Origin of the sequence: Deinococcus metalli (genome assembly GCF_014201805.1) — a bacterium.
GTDB lineage: Bacteria > Deinococcota > Deinococci > Deinococcales > Deinococcaceae > Deinococcus > Deinococcus metalli.
Genome location: NZ_JACHFK010000013.1, coordinates 1 through 21,391 on the forward strand (window position 1 = coordinate 1; position 21,391 = coordinate 21,391).

24 protein-coding genes are annotated in these 21,391 nt (G+C 69.2%); 11 read left to right on the forward strand and 13 right to left on the reverse strand.

Translation table 11 applies throughout. The annotated features are described in order from the left end of the window. Both HNQ07_RS19510 and istB read left to right on the forward strand, forming a co-directional pair. On the forward strand, nucleotides 1–489 hold a 489-nt coding region (locus HNQ07_RS19510), incomplete at its 5' end, for a Mu transposase domain-containing protein (protein WP_446333884.1). Continuing rightward, nucleotides 486–1,274 (forward strand): IS21-like element helper ATPase IstB, encoded by a 789-nt coding sequence (gene istB / locus HNQ07_RS19515; protein ID WP_184114959.1) that lies wholly within the window; start codon nucleotides 486–488, stop codon nucleotides 1,272–1,274. The genes HNQ07_RS19510 and istB, both read left to right, overlap by 4 nt. A 56-nt stretch (nucleotides 1,275–1,330) precedes the next feature. Here istB and HNQ07_RS19520 read toward each other — a convergent pair whose 3' ends face one another. From HNQ07_RS19520 to HNQ07_RS19540, 5 genes are all read right to left on the reverse strand, one after another. Beyond that, a complete protein-coding gene (locus HNQ07_RS19520; RefSeq protein ID WP_184114962.1) occupies nucleotides 1,331–1,633 on the reverse strand; it encodes a hypothetical protein in 303 nt (100 codons plus the stop codon). Then, a complete protein-coding gene (locus tag HNQ07_RS19525; protein ID WP_184114964.1) occupies nucleotides 1,630–2,724 on the reverse strand; it encodes a hypothetical protein in 1,095 nt (364 codons plus the stop codon). Before HNQ07_RS19525 ends, HNQ07_RS19520 begins: the two co-directional genes overlap by 4 nt. 126 nt (nucleotides 2,725–2,850) lie before the next feature. Beyond that, nucleotides 2,851–4,149, reverse strand: coding sequence for a replication initiator protein A (locus HNQ07_RS19530; protein ID WP_184114966.1), 1,299 nt, complete (start codon nucleotides 4,147–4,149; stop codon nucleotides 2,851–2,853). Nucleotides 4,150–4,874: 725 nt separating this feature from the next. Continuing rightward, entirely contained in the window at nucleotides 4,875–6,128 is a 1,254-nt protein-coding gene (locus HNQ07_RS19535; RefSeq protein WP_184114968.1) for an ATP-binding protein, read from the reverse strand. After that, nucleotides 6,125–6,793, reverse strand: a complete 669-nt coding sequence (locus HNQ07_RS19540; RefSeq protein WP_184114970.1) for a response regulator transcription factor — start codon at nucleotides 6,791–6,793, stop codon at nucleotides 6,125–6,127. The genes HNQ07_RS19535 and HNQ07_RS19540 overlap by 4 nt, the downstream gene beginning before the upstream one ends. 187 nt (nucleotides 6,794–6,980) lie before the next feature. Between HNQ07_RS19540 and HNQ07_RS19545 the strand changes: the two genes are divergently transcribed. The 5 genes from HNQ07_RS19545 (at nucleotide 6,981) to HNQ07_RS19565 (ending at nucleotide 9,818) form a co-directional block, all read left to right on the forward strand. Beyond that, nucleotides 6,981–7,298, forward strand: coding sequence for a hypothetical protein (locus HNQ07_RS19545; protein ID WP_184114972.1), 318 nt, complete (start codon nucleotides 6,981–6,983; stop codon nucleotides 7,296–7,298). 208 nt (nucleotides 7,299–7,506) lie between these two features. Next, nucleotides 7,507–7,845: a hypothetical protein gene (locus HNQ07_RS19550; protein WP_184114974.1), complete on the forward strand. Its 339-nt coding sequence runs from the start codon at nucleotides 7,507–7,509 to the stop codon at nucleotides 7,843–7,845. A 38-nt stretch (nucleotides 7,846–7,883) separates the two neighbouring features. Further along, nucleotides 7,884–8,255 (forward strand): hypothetical protein, encoded by a 372-nt coding sequence (locus HNQ07_RS19555; protein ID WP_184114976.1) that lies wholly within the window; start codon nucleotides 7,884–7,886, stop codon nucleotides 8,253–8,255. A 219-nt stretch (nucleotides 8,256–8,474) separates the two neighbouring features. Beyond that, complete coding sequence (locus HNQ07_RS19560) at nucleotides 8,475–9,194, forward strand: VIT1/CCC1 transporter family protein (RefSeq protein ID WP_229832197.1); 720 nt, start codon at nucleotides 8,475–8,477, stop codon at nucleotides 9,192–9,194. Between the two features lie 441 nt (nucleotides 9,195–9,635). Next, the gene (locus tag HNQ07_RS19565; protein WP_184114978.1) at nucleotides 9,636–9,818 is read left to right on the forward strand and encodes a hypothetical protein; all 183 of its coding nucleotides are present in this window, start codon (nucleotides 9,636–9,638) and stop codon (nucleotides 9,816–9,818) included. 105 nt (nucleotides 9,819–9,923) lie between these two features. On the opposite strand, the gene HNQ07_RS19570 is transcribed toward HNQ07_RS19565, so the two are convergent. Beyond that, nucleotides 9,924–10,619, reverse strand: a complete 696-nt coding sequence (locus tag HNQ07_RS19570; RefSeq protein WP_184114980.1) for a phosphatase PAP2 family protein — start codon at nucleotides 10,617–10,619, stop codon at nucleotides 9,924–9,926. Here HNQ07_RS19570 and HNQ07_RS19575 point away from each other — a divergent pair. The 3 genes from HNQ07_RS19575 (at nucleotide 10,618) to HNQ07_RS19585 (ending at nucleotide 13,051) form a co-directional block, all read left to right on the forward strand. Then, complete coding sequence (locus HNQ07_RS19575; protein ID WP_260323163.1) at nucleotides 10,618–11,934, forward strand: polysaccharide deacetylase family protein; 1,317 nt, start codon at nucleotides 10,618–10,620, stop codon at nucleotides 11,932–11,934. The genes HNQ07_RS19570 and HNQ07_RS19575 overlap by 2 nt on opposite strands. A gap of 132 nt (nucleotides 11,935–12,066) precedes the next feature. Continuing rightward, nucleotides 12,067–12,387, forward strand: coding sequence for an SNARE-associated domain-containing protein (locus tag HNQ07_RS19580; RefSeq protein ID WP_184114982.1), 321 nt, complete (start codon nucleotides 12,067–12,069; stop codon nucleotides 12,385–12,387). A gap of 4 nt (nucleotides 12,388–12,391) precedes the next feature. Next, a complete protein-coding gene (locus HNQ07_RS19585) occupies nucleotides 12,392–13,051 on the forward strand; it encodes a hypothetical protein (RefSeq protein WP_184114984.1) in 660 nt (219 codons plus the stop codon). A gap of 43 nt (nucleotides 13,052–13,094) precedes the next feature. On the opposite strand, the gene HNQ07_RS19590 is transcribed toward HNQ07_RS19585, so the two are convergent. The 3 genes from HNQ07_RS19590 to HNQ07_RS19600 form a co-directional block, all read right to left on the reverse strand. After that, the gene (locus tag HNQ07_RS19590) at nucleotides 13,095–14,444 is read right to left on the reverse strand and encodes a HAMP domain-containing sensor histidine kinase (RefSeq protein WP_184114986.1); all 1,350 of its coding nucleotides are present in this window, start codon (nucleotides 14,442–14,444) and stop codon (nucleotides 13,095–13,097) included. Next, nucleotides 14,441–15,127: a response regulator transcription factor gene (locus HNQ07_RS19595; RefSeq protein ID WP_184114988.1), complete on the reverse strand. Its 687-nt coding sequence runs from the start codon at nucleotides 15,125–15,127 to the stop codon at nucleotides 14,441–14,443. Before HNQ07_RS19595 ends, HNQ07_RS19590 begins: the two co-directional genes overlap by 4 nt. Nucleotides 15,128–15,250: 123 nt before the next feature. Further along, nucleotides 15,251–15,622 carry a hypothetical protein gene (locus tag HNQ07_RS19600; protein WP_184114990.1) on the reverse strand — a complete coding sequence of 124 codons (372 nt, stop codon included), beginning with the start codon at nucleotides 15,620–15,622 and terminating at the stop codon, nucleotides 15,251–15,253. A 187-nt stretch (nucleotides 15,623–15,809) separates the two neighbouring features. Here HNQ07_RS19600 and HNQ07_RS19605 point away from each other — a divergent pair, with 187 nt between their 5' ends. Further along, entirely contained in the window at nucleotides 15,810–16,619 is an 810-nt protein-coding gene (locus tag HNQ07_RS19605) for a COG4705 family protein (protein WP_184114992.1), read from the forward strand. Between the two features lie 50 nt (nucleotides 16,620–16,669). Here the strand turns inward: HNQ07_RS19605 and HNQ07_RS19610 are convergent, their stop codons facing one another. From HNQ07_RS19610 to HNQ07_RS19625, 4 genes are read right to left on the reverse strand one after another with little or no spacing between them, the layout of a single operon-like run. Further along, nucleotides 16,670–19,315 (reverse strand): ABC transporter permease, encoded by a 2,646-nt coding sequence (locus HNQ07_RS19610; RefSeq protein WP_184114994.1) that lies wholly within the window; start codon nucleotides 19,313–19,315, stop codon nucleotides 16,670–16,672. Beyond that, the gene (locus HNQ07_RS19615; RefSeq protein ID WP_184114995.1) at nucleotides 19,312–20,034 is read right to left on the reverse strand and encodes an ABC transporter ATP-binding protein; all 723 of its coding nucleotides are present in this window, start codon (nucleotides 20,032–20,034) and stop codon (nucleotides 19,312–19,314) included. The genes HNQ07_RS19610 and HNQ07_RS19615 overlap by 4 nt, the downstream gene beginning before the upstream one ends. After that, complete coding sequence (locus tag HNQ07_RS19620) at nucleotides 20,027–20,692, reverse strand: ABC transporter ATP-binding protein (RefSeq protein ID WP_184114996.1); 666 nt, start codon at nucleotides 20,690–20,692, stop codon at nucleotides 20,027–20,029. Before HNQ07_RS19620 ends, HNQ07_RS19615 begins: the two co-directional genes overlap by 8 nt. A 5-nt stretch (nucleotides 20,693–20,697) precedes the next feature. Further along, the gene (locus HNQ07_RS19625) at nucleotides 20,698–21,264 is read right to left on the reverse strand and encodes a hypothetical protein (RefSeq protein WP_184114997.1); all 567 of its coding nucleotides are present in this window, start codon (nucleotides 21,262–21,264) and stop codon (nucleotides 20,698–20,700) included. Nucleotides 21,265–21,391: the final 127 nt, after the last annotated feature.

Below are 21,391 nucleotides of genomic sequence, written 5' to 3' on the forward strand. Positions count from 1 at the left end.
CGCGTTCACGGCACGACGCGTGAACGCCCGGTGGATCGACTGCACCAGGAACAGTCGGCCCTGACACCCATCCCACCGATCGACACCATCGCGGTATTCCTGCGGGAACCCCGCAAGGTCAGCTGGGACAGCTTCGTGTCGTATGCCGGCAACTTCTATGGCGTGCCCTGGTCGTATGCCGGTCAGGGCGTCGACGTGCAGGCCGACCAGGTGACGGTGCAGATCTTCAGCGGTGGATGCCGCATCGCCGTGCATCCCAGGTCGGCTCAGCGAGGCGCGCGATTCGTGGTGGATCGCCAGTACGACGGTATGCCGGCAGGTGGCGCGGCCGCCCGACGTGGCCTGCACCTGGCCTATCAGCAAGCCGCGCTGTCGGACGTGCAGGTCGAGCAGCGCCCCCTGGCGGAATACGCGGCATTGGTGGCCAGCCCGGACAGCATCACGCTGGATGAGGTGCTGGCCGACGTGTTCCGGGAGGAACCCGCATGATCTCGGTGGAACGCTGCCGGGACGATCTGGAGCGACTGGGCTTGCCGCATGCGGCAAGCCTGTTGGACAGCCGTCTGGACGCGGCCGCCAAGAAGGAACTCCCGTATGCGGAGTTCCTGGCCGATCTGCTGCGGATCGAGGTCAATGCCCGCGATGAACACGGGCGGGCCCGTCGGTTGAAACTTGCGAAGTTGCCCTTCGACCGGCGGCTGGACAGCTTCGACTTCGGGTTTCAGCCGAGTGTGGATAAGCGGCTGATCAAGGAACTGGGCACGCTGTCGTTCGCCGCTGATGGACAGAACGTGATTCTGTTGGGGCCACCGGGCGTCGGAAAGACGCACCTGGCCGTCGGGCTGTGTGTGAATGCCATCGAGCAGGGCGAAAGCGTGCTGTTCACGCGGGCCGGCCAGTTGATGGAGGACCTGCGCCGAGCGCAGGCCTTGAACCGGCTGGAGCAGCGATTGCGCTTCTACCTGAAACCGAAGGTGCTGGTCGTCGACGAATTCGGCGTGTGGCCCTATGACCGCCTGGCGGCGAATGCCCTGTTCGGACTGGTCGCGGCGCGCTATGAGCGTGGGAGTGTGATCCTGACATCCAACAAGGGGTTCGGTGACTGGGGCGAGGTGCTGGGGGATCCGGTGGTGGCGAGCGCCATCCTGGATCGGCTGCTGCACCACAGCCACGTGTTGAACATCAAAGGCGAATCGTACCGGCTGCGGGAGAAGAAGAAATCTGGGCTGTTCCCGAGCACGCTGGTGGGGCTGAGCCCACCAGTCAGGAGGTGAACCGGAAATGACAGCTGGCAGGGTGGTCAAATTTAACCCGCCGAAAGTGGTCAATTTTAAGTCGCCGTTGACACCGTGTACCCGAGGGTCGTCAGAACGCTGGTAACGATCTGACGGGCCGTGGGGTCAGCCAGAAGCTTCAAGCAGAGCACGACGTCAAAGTCGTCGGTGGTTCGGGTGTCCGGGAGGGTTCCCAGGAGTGTCTTGGCCTGTTCCTGTTCGCGGTAAGCGCGCCTGAGCAGCAGCCCGAAGCCACCGATCAGGATGAGGGGCTGGTCGGCAGCGGTGAGGGCTCCGGCCAGATCCATGAGGTGTGGGGCCAGGGGGCCAAAGGTGGAGGTCGTAACCGCGAGCTTCATCCGGTGTCCTGTGAGGCCATCGACGTCCTGATGCTGTCGAGGATGCGCCGCTTCACCTCGTCCGCACCCTGTTGCAGGCGCGAGTCCCCGCGCCGCGCTTCCAGGTAGACCTGAATAGGGGAGGCGTGGAGGATGCCCGCGTCATCCGGACGGGCGTCGAAAAACACCTCGTCCCCAGGAGCTTGGTAGAGGGTGAGGTTGGGAAAGCGGCTGGTCTTCATGGCTCCGGCGAGTTCTGGCAGGTTTGCCACGCGGTCGACATAGAGACTCACGCTGCTGTCCGTCGTCAGCGAGCTCACGGCACCGATCGAGCTCAGGCCGGTGAGGATCACGGGCTGGGCAGTAGAGGCAAACAGATGCTGCGCGGCCTGCGGGAGGGAGTCTGTGGGGATGCGTCCACGCCATAGGACGCGGGGTTCGTCCTTCCAGTGCTCAACCAACTGTTCGAGTAGACCTCCAGGGTCCTGCAGCGTGATGCGGTGGCCGGCCGAGTCTGGACCGACCAGTGCCTGGCTGGTCAGTTCCTTGACGACCCGGGAGACCAGAGGTTGGGAGATCCTGCCGCCGCGCTGTTCGATCGCGGCTTTCAGTTCGAGGCCAGTACGGAACTGGGGTCGAATCAACAGCATGCGGCCCACCAGCGAGGAGATACCGCGGTAGGGATTTTTCAGCGTGTAGTCACGCTGGTGGCGAACAGGGCGACCAGTGATGATCAGCCGGTCGTGTGGAAAGTGCAGGCAGCAGTTGCCGGCCAGATCGAGGCCACTGACGTCGGTCTCCGCGAGGCGGTGCAGCTGCTGACCGTTGAGGTAGGGCAGGATCACGAGTGGGCAATTCGATTCGGCGTCCGCCGCCCGGCGACGCTGGATCATCTGCTCCAGAGCTGCGCTGAAGGTGGCTTCACTCCAGTCAGCCGTGTAGTCGTAGATGTACCGCTGCTCGTTCCCCAGCCAGGTAACCGTCAGATACCCGTCCAAGCCGGCATGGGCCCCGTCCGGTTCCCATGTCAGCCGGTAAAACTCCTGGGGGATCCGCGCAGTCTGCTCGGCAGTCAACTCCAGTGGAGGTGGTGGGCGCTCAGTCCTCGCCATGCCCAAAGTATGCATGACATTTGGAGTATTACTTGTTCGTAATAACTCAGTCTTCCTGCATACTCGCCGAGCGAGACGCCACCCAAACGGCAGGAACTGGGCGCGCACCATCACGTACCGACCCGATCAGACCGCCTCGCCCACCAGTTCCTCCACAGCCTTGACCAGGTCTTCCTGGCCACGCGCCGCGGCCACCAGGCGATCCACCTGGTCAGCACTCAACGATGCCAGCTTGAGAACAGCCTCGTCGCGCGGCACCCGGCCCAGTTTCACCCGCAGGATCGAGCGAACCATACCGAGCGACTCCTCGCGGTTGAGGGGCAGCAGCAGGGGCTGCGGCTCCGGCTGAGCCTTCACTCGGGGCAGTGTGGGCACGGCGTTCGGCGCGCTGCTTCTGACGTCGTACTTCTCGGGATTGCGGACGGCGTCCACCATCGTCGCGGCCAGCGAGCGTGGCCGGTACCCCTCTTCAAGCCGCTGACGCACGGCCTTCACCGCCGGCCGGATGCGATCGGGGTGATCGGTCACGAGGGCCTCGGCTACCGGGCGGCTAACCCTCATGTCCGTGAGCAGGCCGACGAGTTCGGGGTCGACCTCCCCCTCGAACTCATACCGGATGCGCGTGCCCTCACCCGACCCCTCATAGGACACGTCCCGCAGGTACTTGGCCGCGATCAGGTGCACGTGGGCGCCATCCAGCGTGCGCCGGACATTGTTGTGGCGCTGTCCGCTCAGCCCGGTGGCCTCCCGCCACGCGGCCATGATGACCGGCAGCTCCCGCGCGAGGGAGCCGTCGTCGCCGACGCGATGGGCCTGCAGCACGCGGTACAGGCTGCGCGCGGTCGGCTGTTTCAGGTCGCTGAGCAGTTCGGCGTCCAGGATCTGGTAGAAGCCCTCCCGGATCGACTGCGCGAAATGCCGCGAGAACGTCACCCGCAGGGGCGCCCCCGCCTCGATGGTGCCGCCCTCGCCGCTGGCGCTCAGACTGGTGTCCCGCACCGACACGCGGTCGATCAGACGGTTCGTTTCTGTGGTGCCACGGAAGCGACCCCCTGATTGCCGCGAGATGCGCGTGAGCCAGCTCACGCCCTCGAGCCGCAGCAGGCTCTCGCGGAGTCTGGCGTAGGCGTTGCCGCGGATGCCCAGCGGAGTGAGTTTGAGCAGTCGGTAGGCCGTGCACTCCACAGTGTCATCGTCGGGACAGCCGGCCTCAAAGAACAGGGTCTGCAACGCCAGGAGAACATCGGGATCCACACCGTGGGGACGCCCACGGGCCGCGACGCCCTGAACGTAGAAGTGACGGTCGCCGATGCTGAAGGTCGTCTCCCAACTCTGGTCATCGCCGCTGTCTCGGTTCAGGATGCTGAAGACCCCGGATCTGGCCAGGGTCAATTCGTTGATCCACTGTTCGTTGCCCTGGCTCATGATGGATGATTGTAATGATTTTAAAAGACAGAAAAAAGATTGATTGCATCATCAAGAAAGAGGGGAGACCTGCGCCTGGTGCGGGGCGATGGGCACTTGTGACTCAAAGCTAGCGATGATTTCGCCCCAAAATGACTCGAAGGTAGCGCGCTCCTGACTCAAAGGTGGCGAGGGTCCGACTCAAAGCTAGCGTGCCATTTCGGTGCTGAAAACTCAAAGCTAGCGAGGGTGGCCGAACCCCCATGACTCAAAGGTAGCGCGCTTCTCGGAGCCAAACTTCGGCCCGTGACTCAAAGCTAGCGATACTCGGGATTTGATGTCTGAGACGAGTTGTTCTGCCCTGTGACTCAAAGCTGGCGCTATCAATGACTCAAAGCTGGCGATATGAGATCCGGCACCTTGACCTCTTCCGTGTGCTTTTTTCCCTTCATGCCGGCTTCCGGGGATGACCCCTTCATGGGGCCAGACACTCCATTCTCTGGTGGACCGGTGTTGTGGGAGCAGGTCAATGCCGGTCATGACATTCCGGAACTGCGCTTATTATCTCGACGTCATCCATCGACCCCGGCTTTGCATGGCCTGTCCGGTTGAACTCTGTGGTTTCTGACGGTGTCAACCCGGTGGCAACGCATGGGCAACGTGGACGATCGGCTCTCAGGCCGACGGAGTGGCCGTCCGGCCGTGCTCCATAGGGTGGGGGTTCCAGTGGACGCCGGAGATCCTGATTAGGTATCGGGGAAGTGCAGCGTAACCTGGAGTCCATGCGGTACCACGTGCGTAAACGTCACGCTGCCCTGGTGGGCCTGCATGACGTGCTTGACGACACTCAACCCCAGCCCGGTGCCCGTGAGTGTCGTTCCGGCTCGGTAAAACTCCTCGCCCAAGTAGCGCAATGCGGAGTCCGGAAGCCCGGGCCCGCCATCTTCGACTTTCAGGGTCGGTGCGGGTGCCGTCTTGACAGTCACGGTCACGGGGGCACCTGGGGCATACCGCGCGGCATTCTCCAGCAGGTTCTGCAGGGCCCGGCGGAGCAGGGTGCCGTCCCCCTGCACCATGGCATGAGCGGGGCCACGGTAGGTGGCCCCGGCCGCTTCGGCGCCCGTGCTGGCCACCTCAGCCAAGTCGACCGCCTCACGCTGGGCCAAGCGGCCCTCACGGGCCAGGATCAGTAAGGACGCGGTGAGGTGCTGGGTCGCCCGCACCTCGTGCTCGAGGATGTCCAGGGTTTCATCAGGGGTGGTATAGCCGCTGCGCGCCGCGTCGAGCGCCAGACCCATGGCCGTGAGCGGCGTGCGGAGTTCATGTGCGGCCTGCCGCGTGAAGCGGGCCTCCCGGTCACGGAACTCCCCCAGGCGCGCCAGCATGCGGTTAAAGCTCACGGCGAGGTCGTGCAGCTCCCCGCTGCCCCCGCCCACCGGGACGGGTTCGTGCAGGCTGCCGGACGTGGCGATCCGGCTGCTGACCCGGGTCAGGGCACGCAAGGGCCTCAGGGCGTAGCCGCTCAGGGCATAAGCGACGGCCGCCCCCAGGAGCGTGACCAGCACGGCCGTGAAGTACACAGTCTGGCGGTAGTTGTGCAGGCTCGACGTGAATTCCGGACTCGTCAGCGCCGCCTCCAGCACGTAGGACTGTCCGTGCCAGATGAATGCGACCCGGGTGACCTGCCAGGGCCCGATGGTCTGGGGCCCGGCTGCGGGCGTCCCCAGTCTGTCCGGGTAGCCCGTGAAGTCATGGACAACTGTGTTCCCCTCCAGAATGCGGGCGTGGACGACGTAGCCCTCATAGCTGGCCTGCACGCTGGCCAGTGACGTGGCGGCCTGCAGGTTCCGGAGGGTCTGACCCGTGAACCCATTGAGATCGGCGGTCATGTCATGCAGCACCAGCCGCCGGAAGGCGAGATACCCCAGGCCGCCCTGCAGCAGCACGGCCAGGGCGATCCCGAGGGCCATCAGCAGGGCGACGCGGGCGCGCAGCGTCACGACGTCCCCCCCATGCCAAGACGGTAGCCCCCAGGAACCGTCTCGATGGCCTCCGGAGCCAGCCGGGTGCGCAGGCGGCGTACCGTCTGGCGCACCACGCTCAGTTCCGTCGGGGCGTCCGCCCAGATCGCGTCGCGGAGATCCGTGACGCTATACACCCGCCCGGGCTGCCGCACGAAGCGTTCCAGAAGACTGAATTCACGGGGGGTGAGGATGACGGCCTGGCCGGCCCAGCGCACAGAGCGTGTCGTGAAATCGACCTCGAGGCTCCCCAGGGCAGAGCGGCTGCCCGGCGACCCCCCGCCGCGCCGCAGCAGGGCCCGTACCCGGGCGAGCAGTTCCGGCAGGTCAAACGGCTTGATCAGGTAGTCGTCCCCGCCGCCATCCAGCCCGCGCAGCCGGTCATCCAGGCCGTCCCGGGCCGTCAGGTACAGCATGCCCCCCTCGTGACCGGCGTCGATGGCGTGCTGCGCGATCTCAAAGCCGCCGTCCGGGGCGTCGGGAAGGGTGATGTCGAGGATCAGCAGGTCAAACGGCGTACCGGACACGGCCTCCAGGGCGGCAGCGTGTGTGGCGGCGTGAATCACCGCGTGCCCCTGAGCCGTCAACGCGCGCTGCACCACCCGGGCGATGTTCGGGGCGTCTTCAACCAGCAGGATGCGCATGCCCGCATTGTGCCCCCGGCTCATACGCGTCCCACGCCCATGTCACATCGCTGTCACCGCGCCCGGACACCATGACGACGGATCCGCACACCGGTCATCCAACCGGCTTCCCCCGGAGCGGATCCAGAGGCTGGGCATCCTGGGCCAGCGACCTGGTCTGCCCCCGCTGTTCCTCCAAGGAGTTGACATGATCCCCCTGACACGTTCCCCGGCCCATTTCACCCTGCTGTGCCGCGACATGGTCTATGGCGTGCTCGACACCGCGCTGCAGGCGGAGGCGCTGTGCCGTGACCTGACCGCCCTGGGTATTCCCGGTGTACAAATACTCAGCGGCCCGTCCGGCCTGGTCGATCTCGACCGGGACGGGCACCATCACGGCGTGCTGTGCCGCGTTGCCCGTGCAGCGCAGGGACTTACGCGCGAGCACGATTTTATCGGCTGGTACGCCGAGCAGCTCGAGGCCGGGCACATGCTGGTCTGCCTGCACGCGCGTGGCCGGGCCTAGCTTGACGCGCTGCGGCGCGCGTTCTCGCGTCGGGGGGCGCATCACGTCAACCACTCCGGGCTATGGATGGTCGAGGTGCTCTGCCCGTGACCCCCGGGGACGTGGCTGATCTGCTGGGGCGCTGCTGAAGGCCGCCGACACCCTGTCCCTCCAGACCCTGCTGACCACTGGGCGGCAGGGCGGGGTGCCGGGGTCAGGTCGCGCGGAGATGCTCGGGGATCAGGCGGATTCGCTGCGGGTGAGCACCGATGTGCTCACCGCCCACGTGGCACGCCGGGGCACCGTGGATCCGGTGTATACGTCCGGTGCATCCACGCCTGGAGTTGTGCCCGGATCCATCATGTCAGGACTTCTGGACACAAACCGTCAGTTCCTGCGCCGCGTCAAGGCGCTCCTGAAACGCTGGCCACCGGGGGAGGTGACCGCGAAGTCCGTGCTGTTCGCCGTGGAAATGGAGGTTGCCCGGCGCGTCCGCGTTCTCGTTGAGGCCACCTGTGGTGGGCCGGACTCGTCATCCGCCCATGACCCGCTGCCCCCGCCGCACTGAGCGGCCGGTCCCCGTTTTTCTCTCACCAGGAGATCCCCATGACCATGTCCCGTTCCGTTGCCCTCGGCCTGCTGGCCGTCACCGCCTGGATTCACTTCAAGGACATTCCCGATAAGCTCGGCGAGACCGCGTACCTGGGCTGGCTGTACATCCTGCTGGTGGTCGGCTGCGCGGCAGCCGGGGCGTGGCTGCTCAGTGAGCGCTGGCGGCTCGGATACCTGTTGGGTGCCGTGATCTCCTTCGGGGCGATCCTCGGGTACAGCCTCACGCGCAGCGTCGGATTGCCTGACGCGACCGGTGACATTGGCAACTGGGCAGAACCGACGGGCGTCATCTCCCTGATCGTCGAGGTGGCGTTCGTAGTGCTCGCCGTGCAGGAGCTTCGGCGGTCGGGACTGCGGCTCACCTGAGCACCGGTGTGCCGGTCGGGCAGTGGGAAATGACCCACTGCCTGATGCCGGTCGTGGTCACCCTATCCGGCGGCTGGACCTGAACCTAGACGCGTGGCCCAGCCGAGCGGCGGGGCACCTCGGCTTCGGGGAAGATGTGGCGTCTTCATGTGCTCGGAATTCCACTTCCAGAATAGGAATGATTCTCACCAAGGGTAGGCCGTACCCTGAAGGACATCCATGTATAAAGCCGTCAACATGCACAAGGAAGCGCACTTCACCGGCTCAGAGACCGTCCGCGACATTGTGATCGGCATGAGCGACGGCCTGACGGTTCCGTTTGCCCTGGCTGCCGGGCTGTCTGGCGCGGTCGCGAGCGGGCACGTCGTGCTGATCGCCGGCATCGCGGAGATGGCCGCCGGCAGCATCGCCATGGGCCTGGGCGGCTACCTCGCCGCGCGCAGCGAACACGAATCCTACGTCGCTGAACGGGCCCGGGAAACGCAGGAGATCGTCGAGAAGCGCGATATGGAGATCCAGGAGGTGCGGGAGGTCTTCCAGAACTACGGCCTGGAAGGCGCACCCCTGGAGGCGGCCACGCAGGCGATCATCAGCCGCCCGGACACCTGGGTGGACTTCATGATGAAAGAGGAACTCGGGATGGACGAACCGGATCCCAAGCGTGCCCTGACGTCGGCGTTCACGATTGGTCTGGCGTACATCGCGGGCGGCGTGATCCCGCTGGCCCCGTATGCCCTGAAGCTCACGCTGAATCAGGCGCTGATGGTTTCGGTGGTGCTGACGCTGATCGCGCTGTTCGTGTTCGGGGCGCTCAAGGGGCGTTTCACCGGTTCACCGGTGTGGCGCAGCGCGCTCCAGACCATGTTCGTGGGGGCAGCGGCGTCCGGTGCAGCCTTCCTGATCGCGCGGGCCGTGTCAGGTATTGGCGGCGCCGGCTGATCACGGCCGGAGGTGGCCAACAGGACGGTCACGCCCGTCCCAGTCGGCCTGAAGTCGAACAGCACGCCGGCTGTGGCGCCCGAGTCGCCGGTGGCAGGCGTCGTCGGGCTTGACGATACGGGTGGGCACGCGCTCAGCAGGGTGAGCAGGAGGGCGATGGGGCGCATGGAGTCTCCCTGGTCAACGGACGGCTGAAGTGACACGCGGGTTGCCCGGCCTGCAAGCGACAGTCGGAGCGTACGTGGGGGCAGCTCAGAGTTCCGCTGGCTGTGCAGTCAGGTTGGCACCGGAAACGGGGGGAGGGTCAGGCCCAGGGTAACGACCAGGAGGTGCCGCTTGTGGCCATTGGACTTTTTGTTGCCTTCAAAACCGCGTGGCTCACCACTTTCTGTGGTCTTTGAGTACGGATGAACGATGATGGCCGTGTGCGGATCGGGAGGAATGCCCGATCCGCACGCGATACAGCTGACGGTGGGCCCTGTGGAGACGTTCCCAGAGGCCGGCCATCTTCAGCTGACGGAAGTGGGCATACACCGTCTGCCCCAGTGGAACATCGTGAAGAGCGCTGCCCACCATCCCACCGCGCAGCGCGTACAGCCCGGCATCGACGATCTCATGGCATGACCACCGCAAAGGGATGCCGCGAGCAGACCGTGGGCACCACACCTCACTCCGCAGGGTTCTCGCAGCAGCGGTGACATCGGAATGATACTTCCGCGACGCCACCCCTCATGGTATTCGCCTGTCCTGAGCGGCGTGACCCTCCATAACGGGCTCTACGGCTGGCCGCAGCCGCGTCCCCAGCAGGCTGTACGCCCCGAGCACGCACGCGACACCGGTCAGCCAGCCGGCGAGCACGTCGGTCGGAAAATGCACCCCGAGGACCAGACGCGAGTACCCCATCAGGCCGGCGTACACCACCCCCAACACGAGCGCCGGCCAGCGCCACGATGAGTGCCATGCCAGCAGCACCACAAAGGTGACCAGCGCGGCCGCAACCGTGGTGTGCCCGCTTGGGAAAGACGGCCCAGACTCACTCACCAGCCGCGTCCACAGTTCCGGGCGGGGCCGGTGGAACAGCACCTTCATCCCAAAAGCGATGCCCACTGCGCTCCCGAGGCCCAGGAGTGCGAAGAGTGCCTGTGGGCGGCGCTGCATGAACCTCAGCCCGAGGACGATCACCATGAACACGGCGCCCATGGGCACCGGCCCCCCGAAGGTGTGCAGGAACACGCTCATGGACGTCAAAGCTGGGCTCGAATGGGCATGGATCCAGGTGAGAAGGGGCGTCTCGAACGCAAAGCGCTGCTGCTCGAGGACGTCCTCGGCGATCATGCCGACCAGCACGAGGGGCAGCAGGATGCCCAGCAGGAAGCGCAGCACCGGGGCCGGTCGGAGGATGGGAGCGGCAGAGGACAGACGCATGACCGCGAGGATGCCCAGCGAAGGTAAAGCGCCGGTATACCTGACATGGAGATGGCAGCTGGGCAGCCTGGTGCAGGTATACCTCGCCTTTACCGACGGCAGTCATGGTGGCGGCATGCGCCGCTCCGCCCTCCTGATTCCTGTCCTGCTCAGCACCCTCGCGGGAGCACAGAGTGTCACGCCTGCACTGGTGCCCCGGATCTCACCACCCGGACAGGTGCAGCCGGTCGCGCCGGGAACACGCACCTCCATGGCCCTCCCCACCCTGACCCTGCGGCCCGCCCTGCCCGGCGTGCACCGGGTGGACGTGCTCGGCAACGGCTTCATCCGCGTGGCCCACGCGCTGGTGCTGCCCCGCACGGCACTCAGCCCGGCACAGCTGCAGACCCTGGCGGTCACGGCCGCCCTGCGCACCTACCGCGCGGATCCTGGGCTGGCCGAGGTCGACGTCAGCATCTACCGCGCCCAGACGTACCAGGGGTTCGGCGGGCCGCTCCCCCTGCTCACCCTGTCCGTACCCGCCAGCCGGCGCGCAGTCCTCCAGACAGAGGTGATGGCCGGCACCTACGACCGGATCTGGGTACAGGGAAGCGCGCCACCCGAACAGGAGATCACGCCCCTGCAGGAACTCGAGCGCGTCCCGGTGTTCATCGGCACCCAGGCCGACCTGCTCCGCCAGCGGCTGGAGCAGGCCCTGGGTCTGGCCGGCGGTGGCGTGCGTCCCGGGGGGCTGCTGTTCAAAGGCACCCCCGCCCGGCGTCAGGTGGCCCTGACGTTCGACGACGCGCCGCACCCGCTGTACTTCCCACTGGTGCTCGACACCCTGCGGCGGGCCGGAGCGCACGCGACGTTCTTCGTGATCGGCCGCAACGCCGAAGCCTATCCCTACTTCGTGCAGGACATGGTGCGCGGCGGGCATGAGGTCGCCAACCACACCTATCACCACGTCCGGCTGCCGAAACTGAGTGACGCGCAGATCACGGCCGAACTCCAGCGCACCACCGACCTGCTCACCCACCTGAGCGGCCAGCCGGTGCGGTACTTCCGGCCGCCTGGGGGGGAGTATTCCGCCCGCGTCCTGAGGATCGCCCGGAACCTGGGCCTGACCACCGTGTTCTGGACGGACGATCCCGGCGACTTCCAGAACCCTGGTGTCGAGACGGTGGAGGCCCGCTTTGCCCGCACCCTCCGTCCCGGCGGGATCATCCTGCTGCACGACAACGCCCCGGACGGGCTGGCCGCCCTGCCTGACCTGCTCAAGGTCGCCACGGAGAAAGGGTACACCGTCGACACGGCCGGCACCCTGACCCGGTGATGCTGTTCGCGGGGGTAGCGACTTCGACCCGAAAGGGCTGAACGCCACCACCTCCGCGCTTCTGGCACCGGGGTGTTCGCTGGTTTCCAAGTGCCTGGCGGGCCCCCGCTGGCCCGCTCTGGCCTGATCATCATGAGCCGCAGCCCCGGCAACCTGCGCACCCCGGTGACCACGGTCACTGGCACCAGCCGCCACCCCCTGATCCGCTCCGCGGCCTTCAGTCTGCTCGGCGCGGGGCTCCACGTGGGCGTGTGGCAGACGTTGCTGTGGCAAGTCGGGCCCGCCCTCTTCCTCCAGGTGGCCCACTGGAGCCGGGAACTCCTGATCGGCGTGGCCGTCATCGCCCTGAGCGCGTGGTCCGGGCGGACGCTGTACAGCAGGCGTCAGCGCGCCCAGGCCGGCCGTTCTTCCGAGCCTCATATACCGGCCGTTAACCCGCCCCGCGCACGCTGAGGGCATGACCACGTTCCTCCCCCCGACGCCCTGGAGCCACCTCCGATTACGTCAGGTCACCTTCGACCGTCCAGCCACCATAGCCGTCCATGACGCCGCCGCGCGGCACGGCGTGTCTGCAGCGCTGGTGGCGAGCGTCCTCGCCGACGAGCGAACCCGCCTCGACCTGGCCGACCGCGTGCAAAACCTCGTGATGCGCGGCGCCTGCGCCCTGCCCCGCCGCGCGCGTCACTGGCTCTTGGAGCAGGTCGAGCGCGCGTGCGGGCGTCCGGTCGAGTCGTTCAGCCTGGGCCACGCGCAGATGAAGGTCGCAACCCTGACCTGGCTCGGCATTCACGGCTACCTCACGGTGCCGGCCAGCCTGGACGCGAAGCTGGACATGCTGCTTGACGACGCGCGCGCGCCCACCCTGGTCGCGGCGTGCCTGCGCGCCACCACCGACCACTGGCGGGCTGGCGGGGTGGACATCGCCGCCCGCGCGGACATCCTAGGCACGCTGTACAGCATCGGCCTGACCGGCGCAGCGGGCGTTCACCCGGAGCCGCGCCCGAATGACCGGGGGGCAGCGATCGCGGCGCATGCCCGCTGGCTGATGACCCGCCCGGCCTTCATGGGCACGGAGGCTGGGGGACACGGACGAGGCCTGCCGGTCGGCCGCTCCTGACGGCCACAGCCACACTGCAGGATCGCCGCGACGCGCCCATTGATCAGCTCAGCGGGCGCGTCACCGTGCTGCCGGGATCCAGGCCCGCTTCCGGGAAGCTCAACGAGGCGCTCAGGCCCCCGCCCGGCCGCACAGCGAGCGAGAACTCAGCATGGTGCTGCTCCGCGACGGCGCGCACCAGCGCGAGGCCCAGTCCCGCGCCCCGCACCGCCTGCTGCCCGTGGCCCCGCTGGAAGGGCTGCACGACCCGTTCCAGTTCGCCAGGGGGAAGGCCGGGCCCGTCGTCGCTGACCTCGATGCGTGCCCCCCGGCCATCGCGCGTGGACTGCACCCAAATCTCACCTCCCTCGCGGCCGTACGTCAGGGCGTTGCGCAGCAGGTTGCTCACCGCGAGCTCCAGGGTGCCCACATCGGCCGGCACGAGCACGCTGTCCGGCGCGAGGTGAATGCGCTGGCCCCGGGACGTGGCCGCAGGCCACTGGGCCGCCACGACCTGCGTGACGACCTCCGCGAGGTCGACAGGCTGCAGCGGTGCCGTCCCATGGCTGCGTGCGAGGGCCAGCAGGCTCTCGATGGCGCGCAGCATCTCGGCGGCGCTCTCCCGGACGGCGCGCAGGCTGCGGACGTAGTGCTCGGGCGAGCGGGGTCGTTCCAGGCTGAGATCGGCGCGGCCCTGCAGCACCGTCAGCGGGGTGCGCAGTTCATGGGCGGCGGCCAGGGCAAAGGCCTTCTCACGCTCGATGGTGCTTCCCAGGCGCTCGAGCATGGCGTTCACGGTGGAGGTCAGCCGCGCCATCTCGTCTTGCCCGGGCACGGGGGGCAGTCGCTCCGCGTAGCGGCCGGACGCCGCGATCGACGCCGCGAGGCGCGCGACGTCGTCCACGGGGCGCAGCGCCCGGTCGGCCAGCAGGTACCCGGCCACAACCCCGAACAGCAGCAGCGGCAGCAGGCCCAGCGTCAGGACGCGTACGCTGCGGTTTAATGTGGCGCGCACCTCGGCCTCCGAGCGGGTCGCCTGCACCCAGCCGCCAGCCGGCAGGCGCAGCGTGAAGGTGCGTTCCACCCCGACCGTCACGTACCCCGCCCGCAGGGGCGGGTGGGTGCGGGCCGCACCGAGCTGATCGACCAGCACGCCGGACGGACTGTACACGCGCAGGGCCGTGACGCCGGGCAGCTGGCCCTGCACCGGCGCGCCGGCCGCGTCGCCGCCGATGGGTGAACCCACGTCCCCGGCGAGCTGCGTGGCGGCCACGGTCGCGCCCTCACGCAGCGAGGCGTCCAGACCTGCCGTGAGGCTGCTGCGCAGGCTCACGAAGATCAGCAGGGCGCTCAGCAGCACGATGACCGTGCTGACCAGCGCGGAGTACAGCGTCAGGCGCCAGCGCAGGTTCACGCCCGGACGTCCTGCGGCAGCGGCCCCAGCCGATACCCCAGGCCACGCACCGTCTCGATCACGCTGTCGCCCAGCTTGCGCCTCACCGTGGACACGAAGACGTCCACCACCTTGGTGTCCACCGCGCTGTCCTCCGGCCAAACCCGCTCGATCAGGCTGTCGCGCGCGTACGCCCGTCCGGGATTGAGCCCCAGGCACTCCACCAGCGCGTACTCACGCGGCGTCAGGGCCACCGGCTGCCCGTCCCGCAGCACCTGGTGCCCGGCGAGGTCGAGGCGGTAGCCCAGCGGGAGGGGCAGCGTGTTGCTCGCCTCGCCCACCGAGCGCCGCACGAGCGCGCGGATGCGGGCCCGCAGCTCCCGGAACTCGAAGGGTTTGGTCAGGTAGTCGTCCCCGCCGGTGTCGAGACCCGTCACGCGGGAATCGAGATCCGCCCGCGCGGTCAGGAACAAGATGGGCGTCCGGTCGCGCCGAGCGCGCAGCGTGCGGGCCAGGGCGAAGCCAGCTTCCGGCCCCTCGGGCAGCATGACGTCCACGATCAGCAGGTCAAAGTCCCGCAGCGCGCACAGGCCCTCGGCGGTCACGGCGTCCGGCGCGTGATCAACCGTCAGGCCATCCTCGCCGAGCCCCTCAGTGACGAGGGCCGCGACGCGCGGATCATCTTCGACGAGCAGGAGCCGCATGGCGACCCTCCGAACCGGCCAGCAGCGCACTGGGGAGCATGCCCCACCGTAGCTCTGGCGGGTAAAGGGTCGGCAAAGGAGGAGCGGCGCAGATCATCTGCGCCGCTCCTCTCCCGGAGGGGGCTACTTGCTGGTCGCGCCGGCCACGTCAGGCGTCTCGGGGCCGCTCTGGTCGCCCTGCTGCACGTTGTCCGTATCCGCGCCCGCCGGCTCGGCGGCGTCGGCCGTCTCGCCAGCTTCGGCGCCGTCCGCCGTCTCCGTGTCCCCCGCCGCGTCCGGCACGTCGCCGACTTCAGCGGTGTCGGTCGCGCCGGCCACGTCGGCGGTGTCGCCCGTCTCCGGCGTGTCCACGGCGCTGCCCTGAGTGCTGGCCGGGGCCGTCACAGTCGCGGGAGTGGCGGGCGCGGTCTTCTGCGCGCCGGCGATCTGGGTGACGCCGAGCACGGCAATGGCGGTGGTGAGGGACGCGGCGATCAACTTGAGTTTGATGTTCATGGGTTTCATCCTTCGGCCGCCTGGGGCTCAGGGATCGGAGCGGCGGCGAACTCCGATGCGTGCACTGTAGAAACGCGTGGTAAAGGCCTGGACAGCAAAAGTAAAGGGCGCGTGTGGAGGAACGGGCCACGCCGCAGTCCCGGGGACGTTTCAGGTGGACGTGACCGCGGCTTGCCACGCTGGGCAGATGACGGTTCATGCCCGCCCTTCATCCACGAGGTCCGCCGCGGCGCCGATCCTGAGCAAGGTGCCGCTGATCACGGCGGCATTCTGGGTCGTCAAGGTGCTCACGACCGGCATGGGCGAGACCGCCTCGGACTTCCTCGCGCACCGCCTCGGGCCGGTACCGGCGGTGGCCATCACGGGCCTCGCCCTGCTCGCCGCGCTCACGTGGCAGCTCACCTCGCCCCGGTACCGCGCCCCGGTGTACTGGACGGCCGTGGTCATGGTCAGCGTGTTCGGCACCGTCGCTGCGGACGTCCTGCACGTCGGCCTGGGCGTGCCGTACCTGCTCTCCACCATCGCGTTCGCGGCTGTCCTGGCCGCGGTGTTCTGGCTGTGGAAGCAGCGGGAAGGAACCCTCTCGATCCACTCGATCCACACCCGCTCCCGCGAACAGTTCTACTGGGCAACCGTTCTGGCGACCTTCGCGCTTGGCACGGCCGCCGGAGATCTGACCGCCCGCACGCTGAACCTCGGGTGGTTCGTCTCCGCGCTGCTCTTTGCCGCGCTGATGCTCGTCCCGGCGCTGCTGCGTCGGCCCCTGGGGGAGATCGCGACGTGCTGGACGGCGTATGTTCTGACCAGACCGCTGGGCGCGTCGGTCGCCGACTGGATGGCGACATCGCACGGCCAGGGCGGCCTGAACCTGGGGACGGGGCCGGTCACCCTCGGGTGGGGGGCCCTGATCGTCGTGTTCGTGGCCGCGCTGGCCCTCACTCGCCGGGACGTCGAGGAACGCGCGACGAGCCCGGCGCTGGACACCGCCCTGGAGTGAGCGCCGGACGCAGGGCTGTGCCCCGCGTCCGGCGGCGCCTGCCGGTGGTCTCAGGACGCGCGCAGCACCTCCGTCACGCGCTGCCCGGAGGCACGCCGGGCCACGGCCACAGCCGCGCCGGTGGAGACCACCGCGCTGATCAGCAGCACGCCCAGGTACACCCAGGGCATCAGCAGGCCCTCAGGCGGCGGGTCGAACACGCCCTGCAGCAACTTGATCAGCGTCTGGGCGACGCCCAGGCCGATCACGAGGCCGAAGGCCCCGCCCAGGCCGACGACCACGAGCGCCTCGCCGTTCAGGAAGGCCCCCAGCTGCCGCGACGTGGCCCCCAGCGCGCCGAGCACCGTGAAGGTGCGGCGGCGCTCGGTGAGGCCCAGGGCCAGCACCAGCCCGGTCGCGCCGGCCAGGAGCGCCGCGGCGAAGCTCAGCTCGATGCGTGACAGGCCCGCGAGGTTCACGGCCGTAAGCCCGGACGACACCCGCGCGCGGGCGCTGCCGAGATCCGTGACCTGCACGCCCGGGAGCTTCGCGGTGAGGCGGCGGGCCCCGTCCACGACCTGGCCTGGGGAGCCACTCACCTTCAGCAGCGCGACCTCCGCCACCGCATTGCCGGTCTGCTGCGCGAGGTACGCCGCGTTCGCGACCAGGAAGGAGTCCTTGGGGGCCGTGGGGAACTCGCGCACCACGCCCACGAAGGTGAAGGACACCACGGCATACTGGTGCGTGCGGGCATTCAAAAGCCGCAGGCGTACGGCGTCCCCAAGCGAGAGGTTGTAATCGTTGACGGTCTCCTGGGAGACGAACAGGGCGTCGGGGCGGGCGCTGAGCTTCGCCAGGGCTGCCGGGGCACTCAACTCCTTGAAGTAGGTGTTCGAGAGGTGGCTGACGTCCGTGAAGTGCGCCGCGTCAATGCCGTAGATGTCCTGCAGGTCGGCCCCGACGTACGCGTAGCGGTGGATGAGGGGTTGCGCGGCGCTCACGCCGGGCAGGGCCGTCAGGGCGGCGAGCTGCGGCCCGGCGGGCCCGGCGGCCGTGCCGGTCACGGTCACGTCCGCGCCATTGGTCAGGATGGCGTCCACCCGCGCCTGATCGTTGTAGGTGGCGTTGAAAATCGACGTCGACAGCGCGAAGGCCACCGCCAGCGCCACCAGCGCCGCGCCGCGTGAGAGCACGCCGCCCTGGCGTTCGAGCGCGGCGGCCACGATGCCGGACAGCCGGCCGCTGACGGGGCGAAGGAGCTGCCCAAGCACGTTCCGGCGCAGCAGCGCGCCCAGCAGCCGCACGGCGAGCAGCGTGCCGCCCAGCCACAGCGCCAGCGGCGCGATGAAGGCCTCGATCTGGATGCTGGCCTGCGTGACGCCCTCCGGCGCGAGGACGAGCTGGTACCCGCCCGCCGCGCTGCGCCAGAACACCACGCCGGCCAGGATCAGCAGCAGGGCGTCCACGTACAGCCGCTGCCACAGGGGTATGCCGCGGCGCCGGACCGCCTGGCGCTGCGCGGCCACCGTAGACGAGCGCACGGCCCCCAGGGTCGGCAGCAGCACGGCCCCCAGGGCGAGCAGCAGCCCAGCCAGGGCCGGCCACAGGAGCGACGTCAACGTCAATGGCGTGCCGGCCAGCGACGGAGCGAGCAGCGCCGCCACGCCCAGTCCGGCCAGCAGTCCCAGGCCCGCAACGACCAGCGCCTCCGCGGCGCCGAGCCGCAGGATGAGCCCCTCGGGCGCGCCGCGCACGCGCAGCAGGGCGGCCTCGCCGGCCCGCTGGGTGCCGCTGGCCTCCGCGACCGTGACCGTCAGGGCCGCGGCGAGCAGCGCGCCCGGCAGGCCCAGGAACAGGAACAATGCCTGCGCATACAGCGCGCCCTCGCGCGCGCCGTCCAGCGTGGCCCCCAGGGTGTTGCCGACCACGGCCGAGCCGGCCAGCCGCGCCTCGACGTTGTTCGCCAGGCGACCGACCAGCGCGAAGGCCCGGCCGGGATCTGCCGGTAACGTCGTGGCCAGCCGGACGTGCAGCTGGGTGCGCACGGTGTCCGGACGCGCCGCGCGCTGCGGCGCGAACAGCACGTCGAACTGCGCCCGGGGCAGCAGCAGCACGTTGTCTGGCGGGGCCTGTGGAGCGAGCCCCTTCGGGGCCCCGACCGCCTGGAACAGCGAGTCGGCGGCCGGCAGGTCGACCACGCCCGCGACCGTCACGGCCACCGGCGGCGCGCCGTGGCGCGTGACCGTGACGCGGTCGCCGACCCCGGCGTGCAGGTTGGCGGCGGTCTGCTGCGAGAGGAGCACGCCCTGCGTCGCCCCGACCAGCGCCCGGAGTTCGGCTGGGAAGGCCGCCGCGTACCCGGGGGGCAGTCCCAGCACCTTGCCCGCCCCGGTCGTCTGCGTGGTCGTCTGGCCAGCCGGGCCGGTGACGGCGCTCAGGGCGGCCACATCGGCATAGCCGACCGGGAGAAGGGTCTTGACGGGGGTCGCGGCCCGGATGGCCTGTTCGGCTGCTGCAGCGCTCGCCTGTGGGCCCAGCAGCACCTGCCAGTCCACTGGCACGGACGCGGCCGCCCGCGCGGTCATGTTCGCCCGGCCGGTCGCGATGAACGCCAGCAGCAGTGCCAGGAACGCGGTCGTCAGGGCCACGCCCCCGGAGGTGCCCCATACCCGCAGGGCCCGCCGCGAGAGCAGCCCTCGCAGCCACGCGCCGGTCACGTCAGCCCCCGAACCGAGCGGGTGATCCCAGACACCGCCCCGCCTTGCAGGTGCCAGACGTCCTTCAGACGTGTGGCGACTGCAGGATCGTGGGTGGCGAGCACCAGCGCGCTGCCCGGCTCCAACGCCGCGAGGAGCACGTCCATCAGCTGCTGCGCGGTCGCGGAGTCGAGCTGCCCGGTCGGCTCGTCCGCCAGGATCAGGCGTGGCCGGGTGACCAACGCACGCGCCACCGCCACCCGCTGCGCCTGCCCGCCCGAGAGTTCCTCGGGCAGCTGGTCGGCCAGCGCGCCGAGGTCGAGGCGCTCCAGCCACTCCTGGGCCTCATGCAGGGCGCTGCCCTGATCCTGGCCGTTCAGGATGAGCGGCAGGGCCACGTTCTCCACGGCGCTCAGCGGGGCGAGCAGGCTCTGCGCCTGGAACACGAAGGATACCCGGCCGGGCCGCAGGGTGTCGGGGGCACCCAGGGCCGGCCAGGACAGCGTGCCGGACGTGGGCGCGTCGAGCGCGCCCAGCAGGTGCAGCAGGGTGCTCTTGCCGCTCCCCGAGGAGCCCAGCAGCGCGATCCGGTCGCCCGGCGCGACCCACACGGACACGCCCCGCAGGGCGTGCACCGTCTGGGTGCCCACCCGGAAGTCGCGGGTGAGGTCGTGCGCGGAGACCAGGGCGGTGTCCAGGCGGCCCAGGTGCAGGCCGGGGCGGTCGATCACGTCACGCATCAGCCCACCGCCCGTCACTCAGGTGCAGCACCCGGTCGGCCCGGGCGGCCAGGCGCGGGCTGTGGGTGGCGATCAGAGCGGCGCGACCCTGCCCGTGCACGAAGTCGCCGATCAGCTCCGTCACGCGGTCTTCGGTCTCTGCATCGACCTCGGCGGTCGGCTCGTCGGCCAGCAGAATTCGGGGGCCGTGCGCCAGGGCGGCGACCAGCGCGGCGCGCGCCGTCTCCCCGCCGGACAGCTGGGACGGGTAGGCGTGCAGGCGCTGCGCCAGACCGACCCGGTTCAGGAGTTCCCGCGCCCGCGCGGCGTCCCGGCGTCCGAGCAGCGCGCCCGTGAGGAGGGCGTTGTCCAGCACGCTCAGGTGGGGGATGAGGTTGCCGCTCTGGAGCATCACGCCCAGGTGCGCGGCTCGCAGCCGGGCGCGGCGCGCTTCCGGTTGCCGGGAGAGCCGCTCTCCACCGAGCGCGATCCACCCCCCGTCCGGATCGTCCAGGCCCGCCAGGCACGCAAGCAGGGTGCTCTTCCCGCTGCCAGAGGCACCCAGCAGCACGGTCAGTTCGCCCGGCCGCAGCTCCAGGCTGACCCCACGCAGGGCGCGGGTCTCGTCGTCCCCCACGTGGTAGAAGCGGTACAGATCGGTGGCGTTCAGCAGGGTCACGCCCCTCACCGCCAGCGCAGCGAGTCGGACATCTGCTTCCACGCGTCCACGTTGTCCGAGCCCAGCGGGGCCGAGAACCGCAGGAGCACCCGCTTCCCAGCATGGGAGAGCACATACAGGTCGTTCTCCAGCGCCGGGGCGCGCCCGGTCACGGCGTTCACCGGCCCGGTGGACGTGAAGCTCGCCCGGACGGCCGGCCCGGACGGCAGCGTGACGGCTTTGACCGCCGTGACCTTGAGGCCCGGGACGGTCTTCGCCAGCGCGGCCAGTTCCCCGGAACGCACGCTGGCCGGCGTGGGCGTCCCGGTGCTGCCGGCCGTCCAGACCTCCACCGCGCCGAGCTTGGACGTGAAGGTCACGCGCGTGCCGCTGACGGCGCGGGCCCAGCCCTCGGGCACCTCCAGCGAGTACCCGCCGGCTGCACTGGCGTAGCGCACGAAGGCCTGGTTGTCGGGAATGTCGCCGACCGGGTGGGTTTCCGGGGCGACCTGGGTGGACGTCTGGGCGTGGGCGGCGAGGGGAGTCAGGGCCGCCGTCAGGAGCAGGGCGGTGATGGGCAGGCGCTTGGTCATGGTGAACCTCCACCGTGACCGTAGAACCGGGAGGTTGAGGTGCGGTAAAGACCGCGCTGGACGACGCTCGGCGTGACGCATACGGGCAATGGGGACAGCCCGCTTCGGCCGTCCCCACCGTAACTCC